This is a genomic window from Sphingomonas sp. Y38-1Y (assembly GCF_032391395.1).
Taxonomy (GTDB): Bacteria; Pseudomonadota; Alphaproteobacteria; order Sphingomonadales; family Sphingomonadaceae; genus Sphingomonas.
The window spans coordinates 2,373,733-2,394,154 of record NZ_CP135916.1 but is presented as its reverse complement, the minus strand read 5'-3'; the positions used below and the strand labels follow the sequence as shown (position 1 = coordinate 2,394,154).

General features: G+C 68.7%; 20 protein-coding genes and 1 other RNA gene. 13 read left to right on the top strand and 8 right to left on the bottom strand.

Annotated elements, in window-relative coordinates:
- Positions 1-77 precede the first annotated feature (77 nt).
- Together RS883_RS11430 and RS883_RS11425 are read left to right on the top strand one after the other, a co-directional pair.
- Entirely contained in the window at positions 78-1,493 is a 1,416-nt protein-coding gene (locus RS883_RS11430) for a pitrilysin family protein (protein WP_315760324.1), read from the top strand.
- A complete protein-coding gene (locus tag RS883_RS11425; RefSeq protein WP_315765079.1) occupies positions 1,493-2,896 on the top strand; it encodes a pitrilysin family protein in 1,404 nt (467 codons plus the stop codon). Before RS883_RS11430 ends, RS883_RS11425 begins: the two co-directional genes overlap by 1 nt.
- Here the strand turns inward: RS883_RS11425 and RS883_RS11420 are convergent.
- Positions 2,841-3,842 (bottom strand): acyltransferase, encoded by a 1,002-nt coding sequence (locus RS883_RS11420; protein ID WP_315760323.1) that lies wholly within the window; start codon positions 3,840-3,842, stop codon positions 2,841-2,843. The two genes, RS883_RS11425 and RS883_RS11420, sit on opposite strands and share 56 nt — an antisense overlap.
- A 75-nt stretch (positions 3,843-3,917) precedes the next feature.
- Here RS883_RS11420 and RS883_RS11415 point away from each other — a divergent pair, with 75 nt between their 5' ends.
- On the top strand, positions 3,918-5,159 hold the full coding sequence (locus RS883_RS11415; protein WP_315760322.1) for a threonine synthase: 1,242 nt from the start codon (positions 3,918-3,920) through the stop codon (positions 5,157-5,159).
- Here the strand turns inward: RS883_RS11415 and RS883_RS11410 are convergent.
- Entirely contained in the window at positions 5,156-5,635 is a 480-nt protein-coding gene (locus tag RS883_RS11410; RefSeq protein WP_315760321.1) for a GFA family protein, read from the bottom strand. The two genes, RS883_RS11415 and RS883_RS11410, sit on opposite strands and share 4 nt — an antisense overlap.
- Positions 5,636-5,638: 3 nt before the next feature.
- Positions 5,639-6,295 carry an alpha/beta hydrolase gene (locus tag RS883_RS11405; RefSeq protein WP_315760320.1) on the bottom strand — a complete coding sequence of 219 codons (657 nt, stop codon included), beginning with the start codon at positions 6,293-6,295 and terminating at the stop codon, positions 5,639-5,641.
- A gap of 141 nt (positions 6,296-6,436) precedes the next feature.
- Here RS883_RS11405 and RS883_RS11400 point away from each other — a divergent pair, with 141 nt between their 5' ends.
- The 5 genes from RS883_RS11400 (at position 6,437) to ffs (ending at position 10,196) form a co-directional block, all read left to right on the top strand.
- Positions 6,437-7,501 carry a cysteine desulfurase family protein gene (locus RS883_RS11400; RefSeq protein ID WP_409977415.1) on the top strand — a complete coding sequence of 355 codons (1,065 nt, stop codon included), beginning with the start codon at positions 6,437-6,439 and terminating at the stop codon, positions 7,499-7,501.
- Positions 7,498-8,589, top strand: a complete 1,092-nt coding sequence (locus RS883_RS11395) for a cysteine desulfurase family protein (protein ID WP_315760318.1) — start codon at positions 7,498-7,500, stop codon at positions 8,587-8,589. Before RS883_RS11400 ends, RS883_RS11395 begins: the two co-directional genes overlap by 4 nt.
- Positions 8,586-8,924, top strand: a complete 339-nt coding sequence (locus RS883_RS11390; RefSeq protein WP_315760317.1) for a 2Fe-2S iron-sulfur cluster-binding protein — start codon at positions 8,586-8,588, stop codon at positions 8,922-8,924. The genes RS883_RS11395 and RS883_RS11390 overlap by 4 nt, the downstream gene beginning before the upstream one ends.
- 64 nt (positions 8,925-8,988) lie before the next feature.
- Positions 8,989-10,074, top strand: coding sequence for a catalase family protein (locus RS883_RS11385; protein ID WP_315760316.1), 1,086 nt, complete (start codon positions 8,989-8,991; stop codon positions 10,072-10,074).
- A gap of 24 nt (positions 10,075-10,098) precedes the next feature.
- Positions 10,099-10,196: signal recognition particle sRNA small type (gene ffs / locus RS883_RS11380), an RNA gene on the top strand.
- A gap of 215 nt (positions 10,197-10,411) precedes the next feature.
- Here the strand turns inward: ffs and RS883_RS11375 are convergent.
- Complete coding sequence (locus tag RS883_RS11375; protein ID WP_315760315.1) at positions 10,412-11,386, bottom strand: cupin domain-containing protein; 975 nt, start codon at positions 11,384-11,386, stop codon at positions 10,412-10,414.
- A 20-nt stretch (positions 11,387-11,406) separates the two neighbouring features.
- Entirely contained in the window at positions 11,407-12,729 is a 1,323-nt protein-coding gene (locus RS883_RS11370) for an MFS transporter (RefSeq protein WP_315760313.1), read from the bottom strand.
- Between the two features lie 106 nt (positions 12,730-12,835).
- Here RS883_RS11370 and RS883_RS11365 point away from each other — a divergent pair, with 106 nt between their 5' ends.
- Genes RS883_RS11365 through RS883_RS11355 form a run of 3 tightly spaced genes read left to right on the top strand, consistent with a single transcriptional unit; the run spans position 12,836 to position 15,176 of the window.
- Positions 12,836-13,729 carry a cupin domain-containing protein gene (locus RS883_RS11365; RefSeq protein WP_315760312.1) on the top strand — a complete coding sequence of 298 codons (894 nt, stop codon included), beginning with the start codon at positions 12,836-12,838 and terminating at the stop codon, positions 13,727-13,729.
- Between the two features lie 17 nt (positions 13,730-13,746).
- A complete protein-coding gene (locus tag RS883_RS11360; RefSeq protein ID WP_315760311.1) occupies positions 13,747-14,175 on the top strand; it encodes a hypothetical protein in 429 nt (142 codons plus the stop codon).
- An 11-nt stretch (positions 14,176-14,186) separates the two neighbouring features.
- On the top strand, positions 14,187-15,176 hold the full coding sequence (locus tag RS883_RS11355; RefSeq protein ID WP_315760310.1) for an SMP-30/gluconolactonase/LRE family protein: 990 nt from the start codon (positions 14,187-14,189) through the stop codon (positions 15,174-15,176).
- A gap of 244 nt (positions 15,177-15,420) precedes the next feature.
- On the opposite strand, the gene RS883_RS11350 is transcribed toward RS883_RS11355, so the two are convergent.
- From RS883_RS11350 to RS883_RS11340, 3 genes are read right to left on the bottom strand one after another with little or no spacing between them, the layout of a single operon-like run.
- Positions 15,421-15,945: a gamma carbonic anhydrase family protein gene (locus tag RS883_RS11350; RefSeq protein WP_315760309.1), complete on the bottom strand. Its 525-nt coding sequence runs from the start codon at positions 15,943-15,945 to the stop codon at positions 15,421-15,423.
- Positions 15,945-16,271 (bottom strand): hypothetical protein, encoded by a 327-nt coding sequence (locus RS883_RS11345; RefSeq protein ID WP_315760308.1) that lies wholly within the window; start codon positions 16,269-16,271, stop codon positions 15,945-15,947. The genes RS883_RS11350 and RS883_RS11345 overlap by 1 nt, the downstream gene beginning before the upstream one ends.
- A gap of 11 nt (positions 16,272-16,282) precedes the next feature.
- Positions 16,283-18,154: a PQQ-binding-like beta-propeller repeat protein gene (locus RS883_RS11340; RefSeq protein WP_315760307.1), complete on the bottom strand. Its 1,872-nt coding sequence runs from the start codon at positions 18,152-18,154 to the stop codon at positions 16,283-16,285.
- A gap of 224 nt (positions 18,155-18,378) precedes the next feature.
- On the opposite strand from RS883_RS11340, the gene RS883_RS11335 reads away from it, so the two are divergent.
- Positions 18,379-19,512: a CoA transferase gene (locus RS883_RS11335; RefSeq protein ID WP_315760306.1), complete on the top strand. Its 1,134-nt coding sequence runs from the start codon at positions 18,379-18,381 to the stop codon at positions 19,510-19,512.
- Positions 19,509-20,288 carry an enoyl-CoA hydratase gene (locus RS883_RS11330; protein WP_315760305.1) on the top strand — a complete coding sequence of 260 codons (780 nt, stop codon included), beginning with the start codon at positions 19,509-19,511 and terminating at the stop codon, positions 20,286-20,288. The genes RS883_RS11335 and RS883_RS11330 overlap by 4 nt, the downstream gene beginning before the upstream one ends.
- The last annotated feature ends 134 nt before the right edge of the window (positions 20,289-20,422 follow it).

The window sequence follows — 20,422 nt, the reverse complement described above, 5'->3', positions numbered from 1 at the left end:
TTCCCCCGGTACGAAATCCCGCTTGCGGGCGGCTGCTGTCTCGGTAGAGTAACACAGTCACGTTCGGGGGATTACCGATGAAGTTGAGGCAAATGGCCGCGGCGCTCGCGCTGGCGGCGGGATGGCCGGGTCTGGCGGCGGCACAGGCGCCGGCGCCAGCGGCGGCGCCGGCGAAGCTCGCCATCGACATGCAGTATTTCACGTTGCCCAACGGCCTGCGCGTCGTGCTGTCGAAGGATGCGATCGCGCCGACCGTCACCGTCGGCGTCTATTATGGCATTGGTTTCCGCATCGAGCCGCGCAACCGCACCGGCTTCGCCCACCTGTTCGAGCACCTGATGTTCCAGGGGTCGGGCAACGCGCCCAAGGGCGTGTTCGACACCACGATCACCGGCGTCGGCGGCATCAACAACGGCTCGACCCGCTTCGACTTCACCAACTATTTCGAGATCGTCCCCTCGAACGCGCTGGAACGCATCCTGTGGCTGGAGGGCGATCGCATGGCCCGCCCGGTCATCGACGAGACCGTGCTCAAGAACCAGCAGGGCGTCGTCGGCAACGAGGTCAAGGTCAACGTCCTCAACCAGCCCTATTCGACCTGGCCGTGGATCGACCTGCCGATGCTCGCCAACGAGAATTGGCACAATGCGCACAATTTCTACGGCGACCTGACGGAGATTGAGGCGGCGACGGTCGCCGATGCAAAGACCTTCTCCGACAGCTTCTATCGCCCGTCGAACGCGGTGCTCGTCGTTGCCGGCGACATCGACTATGCGGCGACGCGCGGCATGGTCGAGAAGTATTTCGCCGCGATCCCCTCCAAGCCCAAGCTGCCGCTTCCCGACATCAGCGAACCGCGCCAGACGCAGGCCAAGTTCAAGAGCCGCGTCGATCGCCTCGCGCCGCGCCCCGGCTATGCCGCGGGCTACAAGGTGCCGACGCGCGGTACGCCCGAATGGTATGCGATGGGCCTGATCGACCAGATTCTGGTCCAGGGCGAAGATAGCCGCCTTTATGCCGAGCTCGTTCAAAAGCGCGGCATCACCGGGTCGATTGACGGCGGCATCAACGCGTTGCTCGGCACGATGTACAATTATAACGGCCCGATGCTGTGGAGCTTCAGCTTCACGCACGATCCGTCCAAGTCGCAAGCGGAGATCACCGCCGCGATCGACGGCGTGGTCGAGGGGCTGCGCAACACGCCCGTCAGCCAGGCCGAGCTCGACCGTGCGAGGACGAAGATCCGGTCGGACCTTTATTCGACGATCGACGGGCAGGGCCGTGTTGGCCTGATCGACCTGCTCGCGGTCTATGCGCTGTTCGACAACGACCCGCGCAAGGTCAATTTGATCGAGGACGGCTTCGCCAAGGTGACGCCCGCGCTGATCCAGAAGGTCGCAAAGGAATATCTCCGCCCGACCAACCGCTCGATCTATGTCATCGAACCCGGCGCGGCGCAGCCCGCCGCCCCGGCTCAGGGAGCTGCCAAGTGATGCGCTCGCTCGTCTCCGCCATCGCGCTGCTCGCGGCCGCACCCGCCGCCGCGCAGTCCTATCCGCCCGCGCCGCCGATCGGCAGCCCCAAGCCCTTCAACGTGCCGGCAAGCGAGACCTATCGCCTGCCCAACGGCATGGCCGTCACGCTGGTGCCCTATGGCGCCGTGCCCAAGGCGGTGATGATGCTCGACGTCTATGCCGGCGGCGTCAACGAGGCGGAGAAGGTGTGGCTGTCGCAGCTCGCCGCCGAGATGACGAAGCAGGGCGCGGCGGGCAAGTCGGCCGGCCAACTCGCCACCGCCGCCGCCGACATGGGCGGCAACCTCAACGTCGTCCCGGGTGAGGAGAAGACGAGCTTCGGCATCGACGTCCTGTCCGAGCATGTCGGCGATGCCGTTGCGCTGCTGGGCGACGTCGCGACCAAGCCCGATTTCCCCGCCAGCGAGTTCGACCGGGTGAAGGCCGCCGCCGCGCGCCGCCTGGCGATCGCGATGTCGCAGCCAGGAACGCTGGCGACCGCGGCGCTGTTCAAACGCTATTACGGCGCCGAGCATCCCTATGGCCGCTATGTGCCGACGCAGGCACAGCTCACCGGCTATACGCTCGACGAGACCAAGGCGTTCTTCGCCGGCAATTTCGGGGCGAAGCGCGCGCACCTCTACATCGCCGGCCGCTTCGACACCGCCGCGGCGAAGGCGGCGATCCAGCGCGCGTTCGGCGGCTGGGCGCCGGGGCCCGAGCGGGTCAAGGTGCCCTATACCCCTGCGCCCGGCCCGGTCGTGCTGATGATCGATCGCCCCGGCGCGCCGCAGTCGACGCTGCGCCTCGCCTTCCCGGCGCCGGCCGGCGCGAGCGCGGGCGACGTGCCGGAACGCGTGTCCAATGCGCTGCTGGGCGGGGCGTTCAGCTCGCGCATCACCCGCAACATCCGCGAGGACAAGGGCTATACCTATTCGCCCGGCTCCTCGATCCAGTTCTGGCCGGGGGCGGGCACCTGGGTGTTCCAGGCCGACGTCACCAGCGCGGCGACCGGCGCCTCGCTGACGGAAGTGTTCAAGGAGATCCGCGGCCTTCAGCAGACGACGCCCCCGGCCGAGGAAGTGGCGGGCTCGCGCAACTATCTCGCAGGGCTGTTCTCGATCCAGAACGCGACGGCGCAGTCGCTCATCAACTCGATGGCGCAGCGCGACGGGCTCGGCTGGCCGGCGGACTGGCTCCAGACCTATGTCCCCGCGGTGCTCGCGGTGACCCCGAGCCAAGTTCAGGCGGCGGCGGTGGCGACGCAGCCGATCGACAAGGCGACGTTGGTCGTCGTCGGCGATCTCGCCAGCGTGGAGCCGCAGCTCAAGGCGCTGCCGGAACTGAAGGGCGTGACCTTCCAACGCGTGACCGTGCCCTGACCCGCGACGGATCGAGCGCCCACGCGATCGGGCGCTCGATCCAGCGGTGGACGGCCACGCCGAGCGCCACGCCGATGACGATCGCGGGCGCGATCAGCAGCACCGGCGGCAGGCTGGTCGCCAGCCCGAACATCGGCTTCATCGCGAGCAGGTGCGCGAGATAGATGGCATAGCTCGCATCGCCCAGCGCCTCCAGCCGGGGACGCGGGCGAACCGGCTCCTTCGCCAGCGTCCACGCCATTGCCGCGATCGCCAGCGTCGCGGCGAACAGCCGCACGCGGTCGAGCAGGCCGGGCATCGTCAGCGCAAAGGCGAGCATCACCGCGACGATGCCGATGGCGACCGTCCGCGCATCCGCCGGCCCGCGCCAGACCTCGCCCAGCCACAGGCCCGCGGCGAATTCGATCAGGATCGGGTCGGTCCATGCGGTGCGCCAGCCTGCTGTACCGATCGCGGCGAGTGCCAGGAGAAGCGCCGACAGCAGCGGTGTCCGCCACCGCAGCGGCAGCAGCAGCGTCGCGGCGAACAGCGCGTAGAAGCCGACCTCGTAATGCAGCGACCAGCCGGGGCTGAGCACCGGCAACCCCATCGCGGTCGGCCCGGCATTGCCCTGGGGCAGGAAGGCGAGCGCGCTGACGATCCGGACCGGGTCGGGCGCGGTGCCGACGATCGCCAACCCCGCCGCCAACGTCAGCGTCGCCAGCCAATAGAGCGGTGCCACCCGGCGGAACCGAGCAGCGAGGAAGGCGCCCGGCCGCGTCGGCTCGCCGGTGATCGCGACCATCAGGAAGCCGCTCAGCACGAAGAACAGGTCGACGCCGAACGCGCCCGGCAGGAAGGGCAGGCCGCCAAGCTCGCTCGCATGGAAGACGACGACGCCCAGCGCCGCGATCCCGCGCAGCTGTTGCAGCCCCATCAGCCGCGCCGGACGCTCTGCCTGCCCCATGCCGCCGGCTTAACGGGCAAAGGTGAACGAAGCCTCGCTTGACCACCGCAACCCGCGCGCGCAATCGCTTGGTCGATGATCTGGAACGACAATCTGACCGCCGCCCGCCCGAGCTTCGTCACGCACCTGGAATGCGGGCTGACCGGCGAGCGCTACGACGCCGATGTGGTGCAGGGCCTGTCGCGCGCCGGCCGGCCGCTGCTCGTGCGCTATGACCTGGACGGCGTGCGCGGCGCGCTGACCAGGGATGCGCTCGCCGCCCGCCCGCGCGACCTTTGGCGCTGGCGCGAGCTGTTGCCGGTGCGCGACGTGGCGAACATCGTCAGCCTGGGCGAGAGCGAAACGCCGCTGATCCCGCTGACCGCCGCGGCCGAGCGGCTGGCAGCGCGTGCGCCCCTGGTCAAGGACGAGGGGCGCCTGCCCACCGGCAGCTTCAAGGCACGCGGGCTGGTCATGGCGATCAGCATGGCAAAGGCGCTGGGCGTGCGAACGATCGCGATGCCCACCAACGGCAATGCGGGCGCGGCCGCCGCTGCCTATGCGACGCGCGCCGGGATCGAGGCCGTGATCCTGTGTCCCGACGACACGCCCGAGGTCAACGTGCGGGAGATCGCGGCGCAGGGTGGCCGCGTCTATCGCGTCAACGGCTTGATCGACGATTGCGGCGCGATCGTCGCCAAGGCGTGCGCCGAGAATGGTTGGTACGACCTGTCGACGCTCAAGGAACCCTATCGGATCGAGGGCAAGAAGACGATGGGGCTGGAGCTTGCCGAGCAGCTCGGCTGGGAGCTGCCCGACGCGATCTTCTATCCGACCGGCGGCGGCACCGGGCTGATCGGCATGTGGAAGGCGTTCGACGAGCTGGAGGCGATCGGCCTGATCGGCGCGCGGCGCCCGCGCATGTATGCGGTGCAGGCCGCAGGCTGCGCGCCGATCGTTCGCGCGTTCGAGGCGGGCGAGCGCCATGCCGAGCGCTGGGAGGACGCCGCCACCGTCGCCGCGGGCATCCGCGTGCCCAAGGCGGTCGGCGATTTCCTGATCCTCGACGCTGTACGCGAGAGCGGCGGCCGGGCCCTCGCGGTCGGCGATCCCGCGATCCTGGCCGCGACCGAGCGGGCGGGGCTGGAGGACGGGCTGCTGCTCTGTCCAGAGGGCGGCGCGACGCTCGCCGCCTATGAGCAGGCGCTGGCCGACGGGCTGGTCGGGCGCGACGAGCAGGTGGTGCTGTTCAACTGCGCGACGGGGCTGAAATACCCGCTCCCCGACCGCTCGCGCACGCTGGACCGCCACGCGTTCATCGATCTGGCGAGCCTTTAGGCGCTCCGCCGGGGTGACGAGGGATCATATTGCCGATTGCTGGCCGCGATCCTGTCCGCCCAGTCGGCATTGTCTCTTCCGGTCTCGCCGCGCGAGGGCAGGGCAGGCAGCGCCTCGAACCAGTCGAGCCGTCCCTCCACGCCGACCTGCGTCTGCGGCGCAAACGCTTCCGGGTTGTCGAGCGAGGCGATCGTCACGTTGATTCGTCCGCTGCCGTTGCCGAGGTAATAGAGCGGCGTGCCGCATTCGGCGCAGAAGCCGCGCGTCGCCTCCGACGAACTCCGCCACGATGCCGGCTCGCCACGCGTCCACTCGATCGCGTCGTCGGGCGCCGCGAACAGGGCGGCGAACGGCCCGCCCACGGCGCGCTGGCACATTCGGCAGTGGCAGATGTGCGGGCTGTCCGCGATCACGGCGTCGATGCGATAGCGGACCGCGCCGCACTGGCATCCACCGGTCGCGGGCAGCCCGGCCATCGGTCAGCGGATCGGCGAGTTGGGATCGAGCCGCATGTCGAGATAGCGGTCGACGCTTCCCATCAGCTGCGGCATCTCGTGCTCGAAGAAGTGGTTCGCGCCGGGGATGGTGTCGTGATGGATGGTGATGTGCTTCTGCGTACGCAGCTTGTCGACCAGCTTTTGCGTCGCGCTGGGCGTCACCACCTCGTCCGCATCACCCTGGATGATGATGCCCGAGGAGGGGCAGGGCGCCAGGAAGGTGAAGTCGTACATGTTGGCCGGCGGCGCGATCGAGATGAAGCCGCGGATTTCCGGTCGGCGCATCAGGAGCTGCATGCCGATCCATGCGCCGAAGCTGACGCCCGCGATCCAGGTCGTCTGCGCCTCCGGGTGGAAGCTCTGCACCCAGTCGAGCGCGCTCGCCGCGTCCGACAGCTCGCCGACGCCGTTGTCGAACGTCCCCTGGCTCTTGCCGACGCCGCGGAAGTTGAAGCGGAGCGTCGCAAAGCCGCGGCGCTGGAACGTCTTGTAGAGCTCCTGCACGATGCGGTTGTTCATCGTGCCGCCCGATTGCGGGTGCGGGTGCAGGATCATCGCCACCGGCGCGCGGGGGCGAGGGGCGGGGGCGAAACGCCCTTCGAGGCGGCCTTCGGGGCCGGGGAAGATGACTTCGGGCATCGGGTTCCTGTGTGTGACCGGGTGCCGGTAGCGCCCGCCAATGCGACGGCTATATAAGCGGGGCGGCCCGACACGCAACGCCGCCGGGAAGGAAGCCCATTGAGCCATCGCCTCTATCTGGATCACGCCGCGGCCACGCCGATGATCGCGCCGGCGATCGCGGCGGTCGCGGATACGATGGCGAGCTGGGCCAATCCCTCGTCGCCGCACAGCGAGGGCCGCGCCGCCCGCGCTGCGCTGGAGGCGGCACGCGCGCGGCTGATCGCCGCTTATGGCTGGTCCGGCGAGCTCGTCTTCACCAGCGGCGCGACCGAGGCGATCGCGATCGCGGTGACCCGCGCCGAGGTGGCGCGCGTGCTCGTTTCCGCGACCGAGCATGAGGCGGTTCTGCGCGCGGCGCCGGAGGCCGATCGGCTGCCGGTGCTGACCGACGGCACGATCGACCTTGCCGCCCTGGCCGCCGCGCTGGTCGAGGGGCCGTCGCCGGCGCTGGTTGCGGTGCAGTGGGGCAACAACGAAACGGGCGTGCTTCAGCCGATCGCGGCGATCGCGGCGCTGGTGCACGAGGCGGGCGGGCTGGTCCTGGTCGACGCGGCGCAGATGCCGGTCGGCTGGGACGATGACGATCTGCCGCAGCATCATGCCGATTTCGTCGCCCTGTCGGGGCACAAGCGCGGCGGACCCCCGGGCGTCGGCGCGCTGCTGATCCGCGACTTCGCCAGCCTGCGCCCCTCCGGGGGACAGGAGCGCGGCTATCGCGGCGGGACGGAAAACCTGCCCGGGGCGGTCGGCTTCGTCGCGGCGACGGGCAGTCCCGAGGACCTGATCTACCTTGCCGAGCTGCGCGCGCGGCTCGACCACGGCCTGGCCGCGGCGGGGGCGGAGATGGTGGCGCCCGGTGCCGAGCGGCGGACGCCGACCATCGCGGCCTATCGAATGCCGGGCGTCGCGTCGGCGACGCAGCTCATCCGCTTCGACCTGATGGGGATCTCGATTTCCGCCGGCGCCGCCTGTTCGTCGGGAACGATGCGGCCGAGCCATGTGCTCGCGCAGATGGGGATCGCGCCGGAAGCGGCGGCAGAGGTGATCCGCGTGAGCTTCGGCCGGTCGACCAGCGCGAGCGACGTCGAGCGTTTCCTCGCCGCGTGGAGCGCGATCCGCCGCGATGCGGGCGCGGCGGCGCCGGGCGACGACCTGCTCACATGATCTATCTCGATTATCAGGCGACGACGCCGCTCGCGCGCGAGGCCTTGGCGGCGATGCTGCCATGGCTGGAGACGCAGCACGCCAATCCGCACAGCGCGCATGGCCCCGGCCGCGCGGCGCGTGCGGCGGTGGAAGTGGCGCGCGACGCGATCGCATCGCTGATGCCCGCTGGCGGCGCGGTCGCGTTCACCAGCGGCGCGACGGAGGCGCTCAACTGGGCGATCAAGGGCACCAGCGGCCCGATCGTCACGCTGGCGACCGAACATGCCGCGGTGCTCGATTCCGTCGCAGCGGAGGCGGCGCGGGGGCGTCAGGTCACGGTGCTGCCGGTGGGGAGCGACGGGCGGGTCGACCTCGACGCCGCCCGCGCCGCGATTGTGCCGGGCACCGGGCTCGTCGCGGCGATGCTCGTCAACAATGAGATCGGGGTGATTCAGCCGATCGCCGAGCTGGCGGCGATCGCGCGATCGGCGGGCGCGCTGATGCTGTGCGACGCGGTCCAGGGCTTCGGACGGCTTGAGACGCCCGAGGGGTGCGACCTGATCGCGGTGTCGGCGCACAAAATCCATGGGCCGAAAGGGATCGGCGCGCTGTGGGTGCGGGATGGGGTTCAACTCGCGCCGCTGCTGCATGGCGGCGGGCAGGAGGCGCTGGGTCGGTCCGGGACGCTGAGTCCGGCCTTGTGCGCGGGCTTCGGCGCCGCGGCCAAGCTGGCGAAGTCGCGTATGGTCGAGGACGCCGCGCATGTGGGTGCGTTGTTCGACGCGGCGCGTGAGGCGCTTGGGCCGCGCTGGCAGCTCAACGGATCGCCGACGCATCGCTATCGCGGCAATCTCAACCTGACCCTCGCGGGCCTAGACGTCGCGCGGCTGATCTCCGAGTGCCGCGACCTCGCCTTTTCCGCCGGCTCGGCCTGTGCCAGCGGGTCGGGAAGACCCAGCCATGTGCTGCGCGCGATCGGCCTGTCGGACCGCGAAGCGCGGTCGAGCATCCGCATCGGCTTTGGCCGTTATACGAAGGAAGCCGAATTGCTGGACGCGCTCGCCCGCCTGGATGCCGCCGTCGCCGCGCAGAGGCTGGCGGCATGACGCGCGTCCGCTTCGTCGCCGCGGACGGCGTCGCCGTGCGAGAGGTCGTGGCGACGCCTGGCGACCGGCTGCTCGACGTCGCGCAGAATGACGGTCAACCGCTGGAGGGGACGTGCGAGGGGCAGATGGCCTGCTCGACCTGCCACGTCATCATCGCGCCCGAGGATTTCGACCGCCTGCCGCCACCGAGCGAAGAGGAGGAAGACATGCTCGACCTTGCCGCCGGGGCGACGCGCACCAGCCGGCTCGCCTGTCAGATCTGGATCGAGGCGGCATGGGATGCACTGACCGTGCGCATCCCGCCCGAGCGGCGCGATATGCGCGGTCGCGGCTGAAGCCGGAACCGGCCCCGCTTCGCATCGATTAGGACCTCTCCTGCAAAAGCTTACGGAGCGTTCAATGCCCGGCTATGTCGCCTATTCCCCCGAGCTCGAGACGATCCGCGAGGATGAGGCCGAGACGATCGAGGGGCTGAAGGAGCAGTTCGGTCAGATTCTCGACACGACGCTCGCCGATTATGGCCGGGGCGTGCGGTCGGTCCATGCCAAGGGTCACGCGATCGCCAGGGCGACGCTGACGATCGCGGCCGATTTGCCGCCCGAGCTGGCGCAGGGGCTGTTCGCGGCACCCGGACGCTATGACGCGGTGCTGCGCATCTCGACCAATCCGGGTGACATTCTGGACGACGCGATCTCGGTTCCGCGCGGGCTTGCGCTCAAGGTGCTGGGCGTCGAGGGCGAGCGCCTGCCGGGCAGCGAGGACGACACGACGCAGGACTTCGTGATGGCGAACGCGCCCGCCTTTGCCGCGAAGACGGCGGACCAGTTCCTCGGCAATCTCAAGCTGCTCGCCAAGACCACCGACAAGGGCGAGGGCGCCAAGAAGGCGCTGTCGGCGGCGCTGCGCGGGATCGAGGCGGGGCTGGAGGCGGTGGGCCTCGAAAGCACGATGCTCAAGACGATGGGCGGCGCGCCGCAAGTGCATCCGCTGGGCACGACCTATTTCAGCCAGACACCGTACCGCTTCGGCGATCATGTCGCCAAGTTCCAGCTCCGCCCGGTCGCGCCCGAGTTGCTGGCGCTGCGCGAGGCGACGATCGACACCAAGGGGCGGCGCGACGCGATCCGCGAGGATACCGGCGCCGCGCTCGCCGAGCATGGCGGCGTGTGGGAGCTCCGCTTCCAGCTCTGCACCGACACGGACGCGATGCCGATCGAGGATGCGAGCGTCGAGTGGGATGAGGCGGCGAGCCCCTATCGCACGGTCGCGCTGCTGGAGGTCGCGCCGCAGGCGGGATGGGGGCCGGACGCCGAGGCGATAGACGAGGCGCTGTCGTTCGCGCCCTGGCATGGCCTTGCCGCGCACCGGCCGCTCGGCAACATCAATCGCGCGCGCAAGGATCCGTACAAATCCTCGGCCGACCGGCGGCGGCGTGCGAACGGATGTCCGCTGCACGAGCCCGCGTCGCTCGCGGCCCTTGCCTGATCGGCCGGACGCCGCCATATGGCGCCTGGGAGTCGGGCGGACGCAGCTGTCGCCAACTCGGTCAGGTCCGGAAGGAAGCAGCCGTAACGACCTCGTTGCGGGTCGTTCCGGCTCCCACCCTCAACACATTCTGGCGTGCTCCCGCGAAGGCGGGAGCCTACAGCGGCAAGCGCCACCGTGCGTGGCGCTGGGCTCCCGCCTGCGCGGGAGCACAGCCCGCTCTTGTTCCCCGGCGAAGTCCGGGGTCCAGTTGCGAGCCGATCGTGATGGCTGGCATCGCTCAGCCACTTCAGCCTTCCCAACTGGACCCCGGCCTTCGCCGGGGAACAAGGAGGGCTTACTGCCGACCGCCCGACTCCTCCGAGTAAGCGTGGCCGCCCGCCGGATACGGATTGACCGCCACGCGCGTGCCCCATTGCCCCTCCGGTCCGCCGAAGCTGGCGCGGTGCCAGTGGCCCTGCGGCGCGGAGATGACGTCGCCGGCGGCGGCGGTGAAGACCGGGGCGCCTTCGACCTGAAGCGTCACGTTGCCCTCCATGACGAACCAGAACTCGTCGTACCCGACATGGAAATGGCCGAGGTTGGAGGCGGGCGGGGTCGGTGTCGCGCGGCCACGGATGTTGTTCACGAATAGATGCTGGTCGGCGATGAACGCGCCCGGCCGCGCGCCGCCCTCCACATGCGCGGCGTAATAGTCGACGAACGGCTTGTGCCGCTCGTCGAAGCCGCCCGGCCCCCCGGTGACGATCCGCTTCTCATACGCCCAGCCCGCGACCTTTGGCGGTGCGGCAGCATCCGCGGGATAGAGCGGCATGTCGCTGGCCGCGTTGATCTGGAAATAGAGCGCCGGCGCGGCGCCCGTCGCCTCCAGCGTGAACGGCACGCGATAGGGAACGTTGATCTCGAACCCCTTGCGCGCGGTGAACGGTTCCTGGCCCGCCATGGTCACGCGCATCTCGCCTTCCCACACGATGATCGCGGTGCGGTTGTCCGAGTAGGCGAGCGTCGTGGTGCGGCTGCCGGGCGCCAGCTGGTGCCAGTCGGCGACCAGGTCCTTGTTGCGGATCACCGGCTGGGTCCAGGCGGCCTTGCCCTTGTGCAATGCCTTGACGTCGCTCAGCTTCCACCATGGACGGTTGGGCGCGCGCCAGGGCGTGTAGGGCGTTTTCTTCGGCGTCCAGGCATTGAACGGCGGAGGCGGGGCAGGGCGCGGGCCCTGGGTCGGCGGCGTCTGTGCCGCGGCGGCTTGCAGCGCGAGTGCCGATACCAGTGCGGCGGTGCAGCTTGCGGCCCAGAGACTCGTAATGCGCATGACCCCTCCCTTATGCTTGTTCATGGTGCGACCGGTGCAGGATCGCCGACGAATTCGCGGCTCCGACCCGCGCCGATCAGCCGGTTCGGATCGACGATCGCCCAAGCGAGCGTCCCCACCAGCACGATGACCGCGCCGGTGCCAAACGCCGCGACCCAGCCATATTGCGCGGCGATCCACGGCGTCAGCGACGAGGTGAGCGCGCCGCCGACCTGGCAGCCGGCATTCATCAACCCGGAAACGACGCCGGCATGCCGCCCGGCGATATCGGCGGTGACGGACCAGAAGCCGCTCTGCGACAGGTAGATCGCCCCGCCACCCAGCGCGAGCGTGAGCACCGCGAGCGGCGCGCTGTCGACGCGGCTGCCGATCAGCAGGAAGATGCCGGTGAGCACGAACGACACCATCGCCAGCCCCGATCGCCCGGCATAGAGCCCGCGCCGCTTCGAGATCGCATCATTGAGCACGCCGCCGCCCAGGCACCCGATCGTCATCGCAAGGAACGGGGCCATGCCGTAGAGCGCGCTCGACTTGAGATCGAGGCCGCGCGCCTCTGCCAAATAGATGAAGAACCAGGAGAAGAAGATCCAGATGACGTAGCCGAACGCGAAATAGCTGAAGAACAGGCCCCAGACGTTGCGGCTCGACAGGATCGCGCCCCACGGGATCGCAACGCGATCGGTGTCGACGGGGGCAGGGGGCAGCCCCGCCTCGATATGTGCAAGCTCGGCGGCGTCGACGCGGGCATGATCCTGCGGCCGGTCGCGCGCGACGACGTACCAGATCGCGGCGACGACCAGTCCGATCGCCGCGCAGACGTAGAAGGACGCGCGCCAGCCGGCAAAGGCAATGACCGCGGTGATGAGCGGCGGGGTGAGGCCCGAGCCCGCGCCGACGCCTGCGAAGATCAGCCCATTGGCCTTGCCCCGCTCGCTGGCCGGCACCCAGCGCGAGATGAACTGGTTGGCGGACGGATACACCGCCGCCTCGCCGATGCCGAGCGCGAAGCGGACGATCGCGAGCATCAGGATCGCATTGGCACCCTGGGGCGAGACAAGCGCGGTGGCGACGCTGAACAGACCCCACCAGACCAGCGCCCAAGTCAGCAGGCGACGCGGCCCGTACTTGGCGGCCAGCCACCCGGCCGGGACCTGAAAGACGGCATAACCGATGAGAAACGCGCTGAAGACCCAGCCGAGCTGGATCTGGTCGATGCCATATTCCTGGCGCATCTGGACGCCGGCGACCGAGATGTTGGTGCGGTCGAGGAAAGCGATCGCGCTGATGACGAACAGCAGGAAGACGAGCTGTACGCGTATCCTTGATCGCCCGGTCGACGCCATCACCCTCTCCCTTCGCTGGTCGCGAAATATCCTATATGATTCTCGTGTAGGCGGGTTATAACGCCGAGTAAATACCGGCTGGACCGGCGATCTCGGGAGGGTGCGGATGAAAACGGGCTTCGGCATGGTGGCGATCGCCGCGCTTCTGGTGGCGGCCAGTCCGGCCGCGTCGCAGACACTTCAGGAGCGCATCGGCCGGCATGATCCGGCCAAGCTGCGCGAGCTCGAAGGCGTGCATGGCGGCGCCGGGTCGATGCGCTTCGCCGGCCTGCTCGGGCCGGATGCGCTCAGCACCAACCTCATCTTCGTCCATCGCGGCGAGATCCTGCCCAAGAGCAGCATCGGCCAGCATTTCCACAACCAGAGCGAGGAAATGTTCGTCATCCTGGATGGCGAGGCACAGTTCACGATCGACGGCCGCACCTCGACGATCAAGGGACCGGCGGCGGTGCCGGACCGGATGGGGCATTCGCACGCGATCTACAATGCGACCGACAAGCCGCTGCAATGGCTCAATATCAATGTCGGTATGACCAAGCGATACGACAATTTCGACCTGGGCGACACGCGCGAGGGCGCGGCGCTGGACCGGGTGCCGCAGTTCATCAGCATGCGCTTCGACCGCGCGCTGCTGAAGCCGGTCAAGGCGATGGATGGCGGGCAGGGCGAGGTCGGCTATCGCCGTGCGCTCGACCCAACGATCTTTGCGACGACGTGGAGCTATGTCGATCACCTGCTGATCCCGGCAGGCGCCAGCGTCGGCAGCGCGGCCAAGGCGGGGATGAGCGAGATGCTCTACGTCATCGGCGGCACGGGCGAGGTCGAGGTCGCGGGCGAGAAGGCGATGATCCGCGCGGGCGACGCGATCCCCGTCGATATCGGGCAGTCGCGCGCGATCCGGCAGACGGGCACCGCCCCGCTCGAGCTGATGGTCGTCGGCGTCGCCAAGGATCAGGCGGCCAAGGCCGCCTATGCCGCGGCGCAGTCGCGCGGCCGCTAACTTCAGGGAGGATGAGAATGGAACGACGTAATCTGTTGAAACTGATGGGACTTGCCGGGATCGGCGCGGGCGCGGCGAGTGCCGCCTCGGCGCTGCCGCAGGCACGCCGCGCGGCGCGCAAGCCAATCGTCCTCTATTGCGATCTCGCGATCGATCCGGCGCGCGAGGCCGAGATGCTCGACCATTTTCACAAGCGCTTCCGCCCCGCGGCGGAGAGCTTTCGCGGGCGCGGGTTCATCGACCTCAAGATGCTCAAGATCCGCACCGTCATCCAGGGTCAGCCGGCACCCGCCAACGGCATCAACTATCGTTTCCAGCTCACTTACGAGAGCGAGGAGCAGCGTCAGGTTTGGGTAAAGTCCGACATCCATCAAAAAGTCTGGCCGCTGATCGAGGATACCGTCACCAACAAGGACTATCTGGTCCTGTTGACCGACGCCGTTTGAGGATGCCGACGATGCGCCTTTCCGCCTCTCTCTCTGCCCTTGCGCTGTTCGCCGCACCGGTGGCCGCCCAAGAGGCGGCACCCGCCCCGCGGATCGAACGCGCCGATCCCGCGCTCGACGCGCTGATCGCTCCAAACGCCGCGATCGAGCGCGTCGCCACCGGCTTCACCTTTGTCGAGGGGCCGCTGTGGCACCAGGGCAAGCTCTGGTTTTCCGACGTCAACGGCGACAAGCTGCGCACCGTCGATCGTGCGGGCAACGTGGTCGAACTGCTCGACAATTCGGGCGGCCTGCCCAACCCGCCCAAGGGCAAGAGCATCGGCTCCAACGGGCTGGTGCCCGCCGCCGACGGCCGCGTGCTGATGGCGCAGATGGGCGCCCGCCGCATCGTTAAGGTCGATGCCGCGGGCAAGGTCGAGCCGTTCGTCGATCGGCTGGACGGCAAGCGGCTGAACAGCCCCAACGACATGGTCTATGCCTCCGACGGCTCGCTGTGGATCACCGATCCGCCGTTCGGCCTGTTCAACGGGATGGACAAGGATCCGGCCAAGGAGCTGCCGTATAACGGCGTGCTGCGCTACGCCGATGGCAAGCTGACCGCGCCGATCACCGACCTGGTCCTTCCCAACGGCATCGGCTTCTCGCCCAAGGGCGACACGCTCTACATCGCCGATTTCGGGCAGGCGACGATCTTCGCCTATCCGGTCGCGCGCAGCGGCAAGCTGGGTGCGCGGCGCACGGTGTTCGTGTTCCCGAAAGAGCCGGGCGGCGGCGCGGACGGCCTGAAGGTCGACAAGCGCGGCAACATCTGGGCGACGGGCCCCGGCGGCATCTGGATCATGACCGCCGCGGGCAAGCAGCTCGGCCGCATCCGGTTGCCGGAGACGGCGGCGAACCTGGCCTTTGGCGAGGGTGGCAACGCGCTGTGGATCACCGCGTCGAAGAGCGTCTATCGCGTGCCGATCAAGGGCGTGGGGATGATGCCGAGGTTTGCGAAGTAGACTTCTGTACCCCGGCGATGGCCGGGGTACAGTTGCGGGCGGCCCGCGTTGCGCGCCGCCATCAGCGACACACCAACTGGACCCCGGCCTTCGCCGGGGTACAAGATTAGAGGTGGGCAGTGTCACTCACCTCCGTCACCCCGGACTTGTTCCGGGGTCCACCTCACCGCGTACTCAGCGGCCGCTTGTCTCGCGGCACGGTGGACTCCGGAACAAGTCCGGGGTGACGGTAGGGACTAAGCGGCTAATCCACCCGCGTAAGGTTCGCCTTGAAGTGCGCCTGCCGCGCCGCGTAACCCGCCGCCGACAGCTTCAGCGCCGCCAGCGCTTCGGGTGACAGCTCGCGCACGACCCTGGCCGGAGAGCCGACGATCAGGCTGCCGGGCGGGAAGGTCTTGCCTTCCGTCACCAGCGCGCCGGCGCCGATCAGGCAGTCGTCGCCGATCACCGCATTGTTGAGCACCGTCGCGCCCATGCCGACCAGCACGCGGTCGCCGATCGTGCAGCCGTGCAGGATCGCGTGATGGCCGACCGTGCAATCCTCGCCCACGGTCAGCGGCACGCCGGGGTCTGAGTGCAGCATGCATCCTTCCTGGACGTTGGTGCGGTCGCCGAGCACGATCGGCGTGTTGTCCGCGCGGATGACGGCGCCGAACCAGATGCCGACCTCCTCGCCCAGCACGACCTCGCCGATCACGTCGGCGGAGGGCGCGACCCAGCTCGATGCGGGCACCACCGGCGCATGGCCGTCGATCGAATAGAGCGCCATCAGTTCTGCGGCGCGGGCGGGGCGCTGGCGTCGCCGCCGGCCAGGTTCGCGGCGAGATAGTCGTTCATCACCTTCTGCTCCTCTGGCTCCAGCTCCGCACCGCGATCGATCATCGACTGGACCGTGGCGGCCCAAGCGGCGGGCGTCTTGCGCACGCTCGTCACCTGTGCCGTCGAATGGCAGAAGCCGCAACGCTCCTTGATGAGGTCGAGGCCCGGGCCGGGCGGGGTCGCGGCCGCAGGCGCAGCCGCCTGTTGGCCGGCGACGGCGGTGCCGATCCCGGCGCCGAGCAGCAGGGTGGAGAGCGTCAGGTCACGGATACGCATGGGACACCTCGTCAGGGGAGGGCATAGACGACCACCTCGTCGGCGGTCGCGGGTTGGAAGGCGAAGCCGCCGGTGGCGACCACGCCGAGCGCCTGCTTGCCGCCGGGCAGCGAGAAGGTCATCGGCGTGCCGTAGTTAGAGGCGGGAAGCTTGTCCTTCCACAGGAGCTTGCCCGTCCGCGTCTCGAACGCGCGGATCATCGAATCGCGGGTGGCGCCGATGAAGGTCACGCCGCTTGCCGTCGTGATCGGACCGCCCGCGCTGATGCCGCCGGCATCCTTGAGCGCCGGATCTTCATTGTCGCCGAGCACGCTGCGCCAGGCGACGTCGCCGGTGTTGACGTTGACCGCGACCAGCTCGCCCCATGGCGGCTTGCTGCACGGATTGCCCGTCTCCGGATCGAGGAAATAGGCATAGCCGGATTTCAGGCCCCAGGTGCCGTCTTCCTGCTTGGCCATCTGCTGCGGGCTGGCGAGATTGTTGATGTTGACGATGTAGAGGCCGCTCAGCGGATCGAACGAGCCGCTGCCCCAGTCGATGCCGCCGAAGCTGCCGGGAAAGAAGGCGACGGCCGAGTCCGCGCGAAGCGGCTGGAACATCTTCGATCCGACGACCTTCATGTCGGTGACGATCTTGTCGCAGGTGGCGCGGAGCGCCGGCGGCCCCTCGACCATCTCGCTCATCTCGAACGTCAGGCGGCTGAGCGGCGCGGGCTTGGCAGGCATCGGCTGCGTCGGCCAGGGATGCTCGCCGGTGTCGTTGTCGGTCGGAACCGGCACTTCCTTGACGTCGTAGAGCGGCTTGCCCGTCACGCGGTCGAGGATGAACATGATCGCCATCTTGTTCATGACGGCGATGGCGGGGATCGTCTTGCCGCCGCGCTTCACGTCGATCAGCGTCGCGGCGGGCAGGTCGACGTCCCAGATGTCGTGGTGGATCGTCTGGAAGTGCCAGAGATATTTGCCCGTCGCCGCCTCCACCGCGACGATCGAGTTTCCGTACAGGTTCTGCCCCTTCCGATCGCCGCCCCAGCGGTCGAACGTCGGCGTACCGATCGGCAGATAGGCGATGCCGCGCTTGTCGTCGACGACGACGAAGGTCCAGATGTTGGTGCCCGAACGGCCCTTCCAGCTGTCGCCCTCCCACGTCCCGAAATTGGGCTCGCCGGGTTGCGGGATGGTGTGGAAGGTCCAAACGAGTTTGCCCGTCCGCGCGTCCCAGGCGCGCACGTCGCCCGACGCGCCTTTGATCGGCATCTCCTGGACGCGGGATCCGGTGATGATGAGGTTCTTGTGGATCGCCGGCGGGCTGCTCATGCCGAGCGGCGCGCGGGTGCCGTTCATCACCTCCGGCGTCTTCATGTCGACGATGCCAGCCTCGCCGAAGCCGGCGGCCGGCCGGCCCGTCTTGGCATCCAGCGCATAGAGCTTGCCGGTGCGCGTGCCGAACACGATGCGCGCGGGCGTCTTGCCGTCGCCCGGCCAATAGGCAACGCCGCGGGTCGAGGCCTGGTCGTTGCCGGGGAAGGCGAACGCCCACTTCTCGTTGCCCGTCGCCGCATCCAGCGCGACGACGCGGCGATAGGGCGTCGACAGGTACATGGTGCCATTGACGACCAGCGGCGTCGCCTCCGACGCCGAAAAGCCGGTGCGAAACTTGGCGGGCACGCCGTCAGGCAGCGGCGCGGTGTCCGCCGCCGCGCCCTCTGGCCGCATGTGATAGGACCAGAGCCGCTTCAGGTTCGAGACGTTCGCCGGCGTGATCTGCTTCAGCGGCGAATGGCGGGCATGTCCCTCGTCGCGGCCATAGCTGGTCCAGTCGCCCGCTTGCTGCGCGGCGGCGGGAAGGGCACAAAGCGTGGCGGCCATGGCCGCGCCGAGCATCAGGCGGGTGGAAGGTCGCACCGGGCGGGTCGTCAAGCGGTCTCTCCTCATCGTCTGCCTGGCGGGGAGAGTCCCGGACGGCAAATCGCGTTGCACGGCAGATTAGACGGGCTATAGATCATATACAATATGATCCGTGCGGTTCGCACGTGCTTTCGATCAGGAGAGGCTAGATGACCATGTTACCGCTCGCAGGACTGCGTGTCCTCGATATTTCGCAGGTCATGGCCGGACCCTTTTGCTGCATGTTGCTGGGCGACATGGGCGCCGACGTCATCAAGATCGAGCCGCCGAAGACGGGCGATTCGACGCGCCATTCGATGGGCTTCCGCCTGAAGGGAGAGGACAGCCCCGGCTTCCTCGCGCTCAACCGCAACAAGCGCAGCATCACGCTCAACCTGAAGGACGAGGCCGATCGCGAGGTGCTCTATGCCCTGGTCAAGACGGCCGACATCCTGGTCGAGAATGCGCGGCCCGGCGTCGCCGCGCGGCTGGGTATCGACTACGACACGCTCGCCGCGATCAACCCGCGGCTGGTCTACGCCTCGATCTCCGGCTTCGGTCAGACGGGACCTTGGGCGCAGCGGCCGGGTTTCGACCTGATCGCGCAGGCGATGTCGGGCATTCTCTCGTCGAACGGCTTCCCCGGCATGGAGCCGGCCAAAAATTCGATCGCCGTCGCCGATCTCGGCGCGGGTCTGTTCAGCGCCTATGCGATCCTCTCGGCGATCATAGGCCGCCAGACGTCGGGCAAGGGACAATATGTCGATGCCTCGCTGCTAGAGGCGGCGATGGGCCTGTCGATTTGGGAGACGACCGAGCTGTGGGGCACCGGCAAGGCGCCGACGCCGATCGGGTCGGCCAACCGCATGTCCGCGCCCTATCAGGCGGTCGAGGCGTCGGACGGCTGGTTCGTGATCGGCGCCGCCAACCAGGGGCTGTGGCTGACCTTCCTTCAGGTGATCGGCCGGCCCGAGCTCCAGGAGGACCCGCGTTATTCGACCAACGCGGCGCGCGTGCAGAACCGGCTGGTGTTGATCGACGACCTCGCCCCGACCTTCAAGACGCGGACGAAGCAGGATTGGATCGACGCGCTGCTCGCCGCCGGCGTCCCCGCCGCGCCGATCCTCGACTATGGCGAGGCGGTGGAAAGCGAACAGGCGATCGCGCGCGACATGGTGCAGATGGTGCCGCATCCGGTCGAGGGCGAGTTCAAAGCGCTGGGATTCCCCGTCAAGATGCGCGGCACGCCGCAGGAAGTCCGCCTGCCGCCGCCGCTCCTCAACGAGCATGGCGACGCGATCCGCGCCGAGCTCGCCGAAGCCGGCCTGCTGCCCGCGCGTGAGGCGGCGGAATGAGCGGCCAGCTCCTCGTCGCGCGCGACGGTGCGGCGGCGCATGTCCGTTTCGACAACCCGGCCGCGCACAATGCGCTGACCAGCGAGATGTGGTTGGCGCTGCGTGATGCGGCGCTCGGCTTCGCCGCCGACCCTTCGATCCGTGTCGTCACCTTTCGCGGGACCGGCGGCAAGGCGTTCATCTCGGGCACCGACATCTCCAAGTTCGCCGACTATCAAACCGGCGAGCAGGGCGTCGATTACGAGCGCGGCATCGACGAATGCATGGCCGCGGTCGATGCGATCCCCTGCACGACGATCGCGGTGATCGAGGGATGGGCGGTCGGTGGCGGCATCAACATCGCCTCCGCCTGCGACTTCCGTATCGCGACGCCGGATGCCAAGTTCGGATCACCGATCGGGCGGACGATCGGCAATTGCTTGTCCGCGGCCAGCGTCGCGCGGATCGGCGGGGCGATCGGGGTTCAGTTCGCCAAGCGAATGGTGCTCCTGGGCGACATGCTGACCGCCGAGCAGCTGCTGGCCAGCGGGTTCCTCTTGAAGCTGGTCGAGCGGGAGGCAATCGACGACGAGCTCTATGCTTTGGTGGCGCGCGCGGCGGAGAACGCGCCGCTGACCACGCGCACGACCAAGGCGACGATCCGCGCGATGACGTTCGGCAACCTGCCCGAGATCGAGGGGCTGATCGCCGAGGTGTACGGAAGCGACGACTTCCAGCGCGGCGTCCGCGACTTCCTGGCGAAGACCAAGCGCGTGCCGGAGTGGGAGGGGCGGTAATTCGCCTTCGCGTCACACCGGGCCTGACCCGGGGTCCCGCTGCCTTGCGACGTTGAAGAAGGAAGCGGGATCCCGGCTCAAGGCCGGGATGACGGCAGGTTGATGAGTGCGATCACCCTTCCCGTCACCCCGGA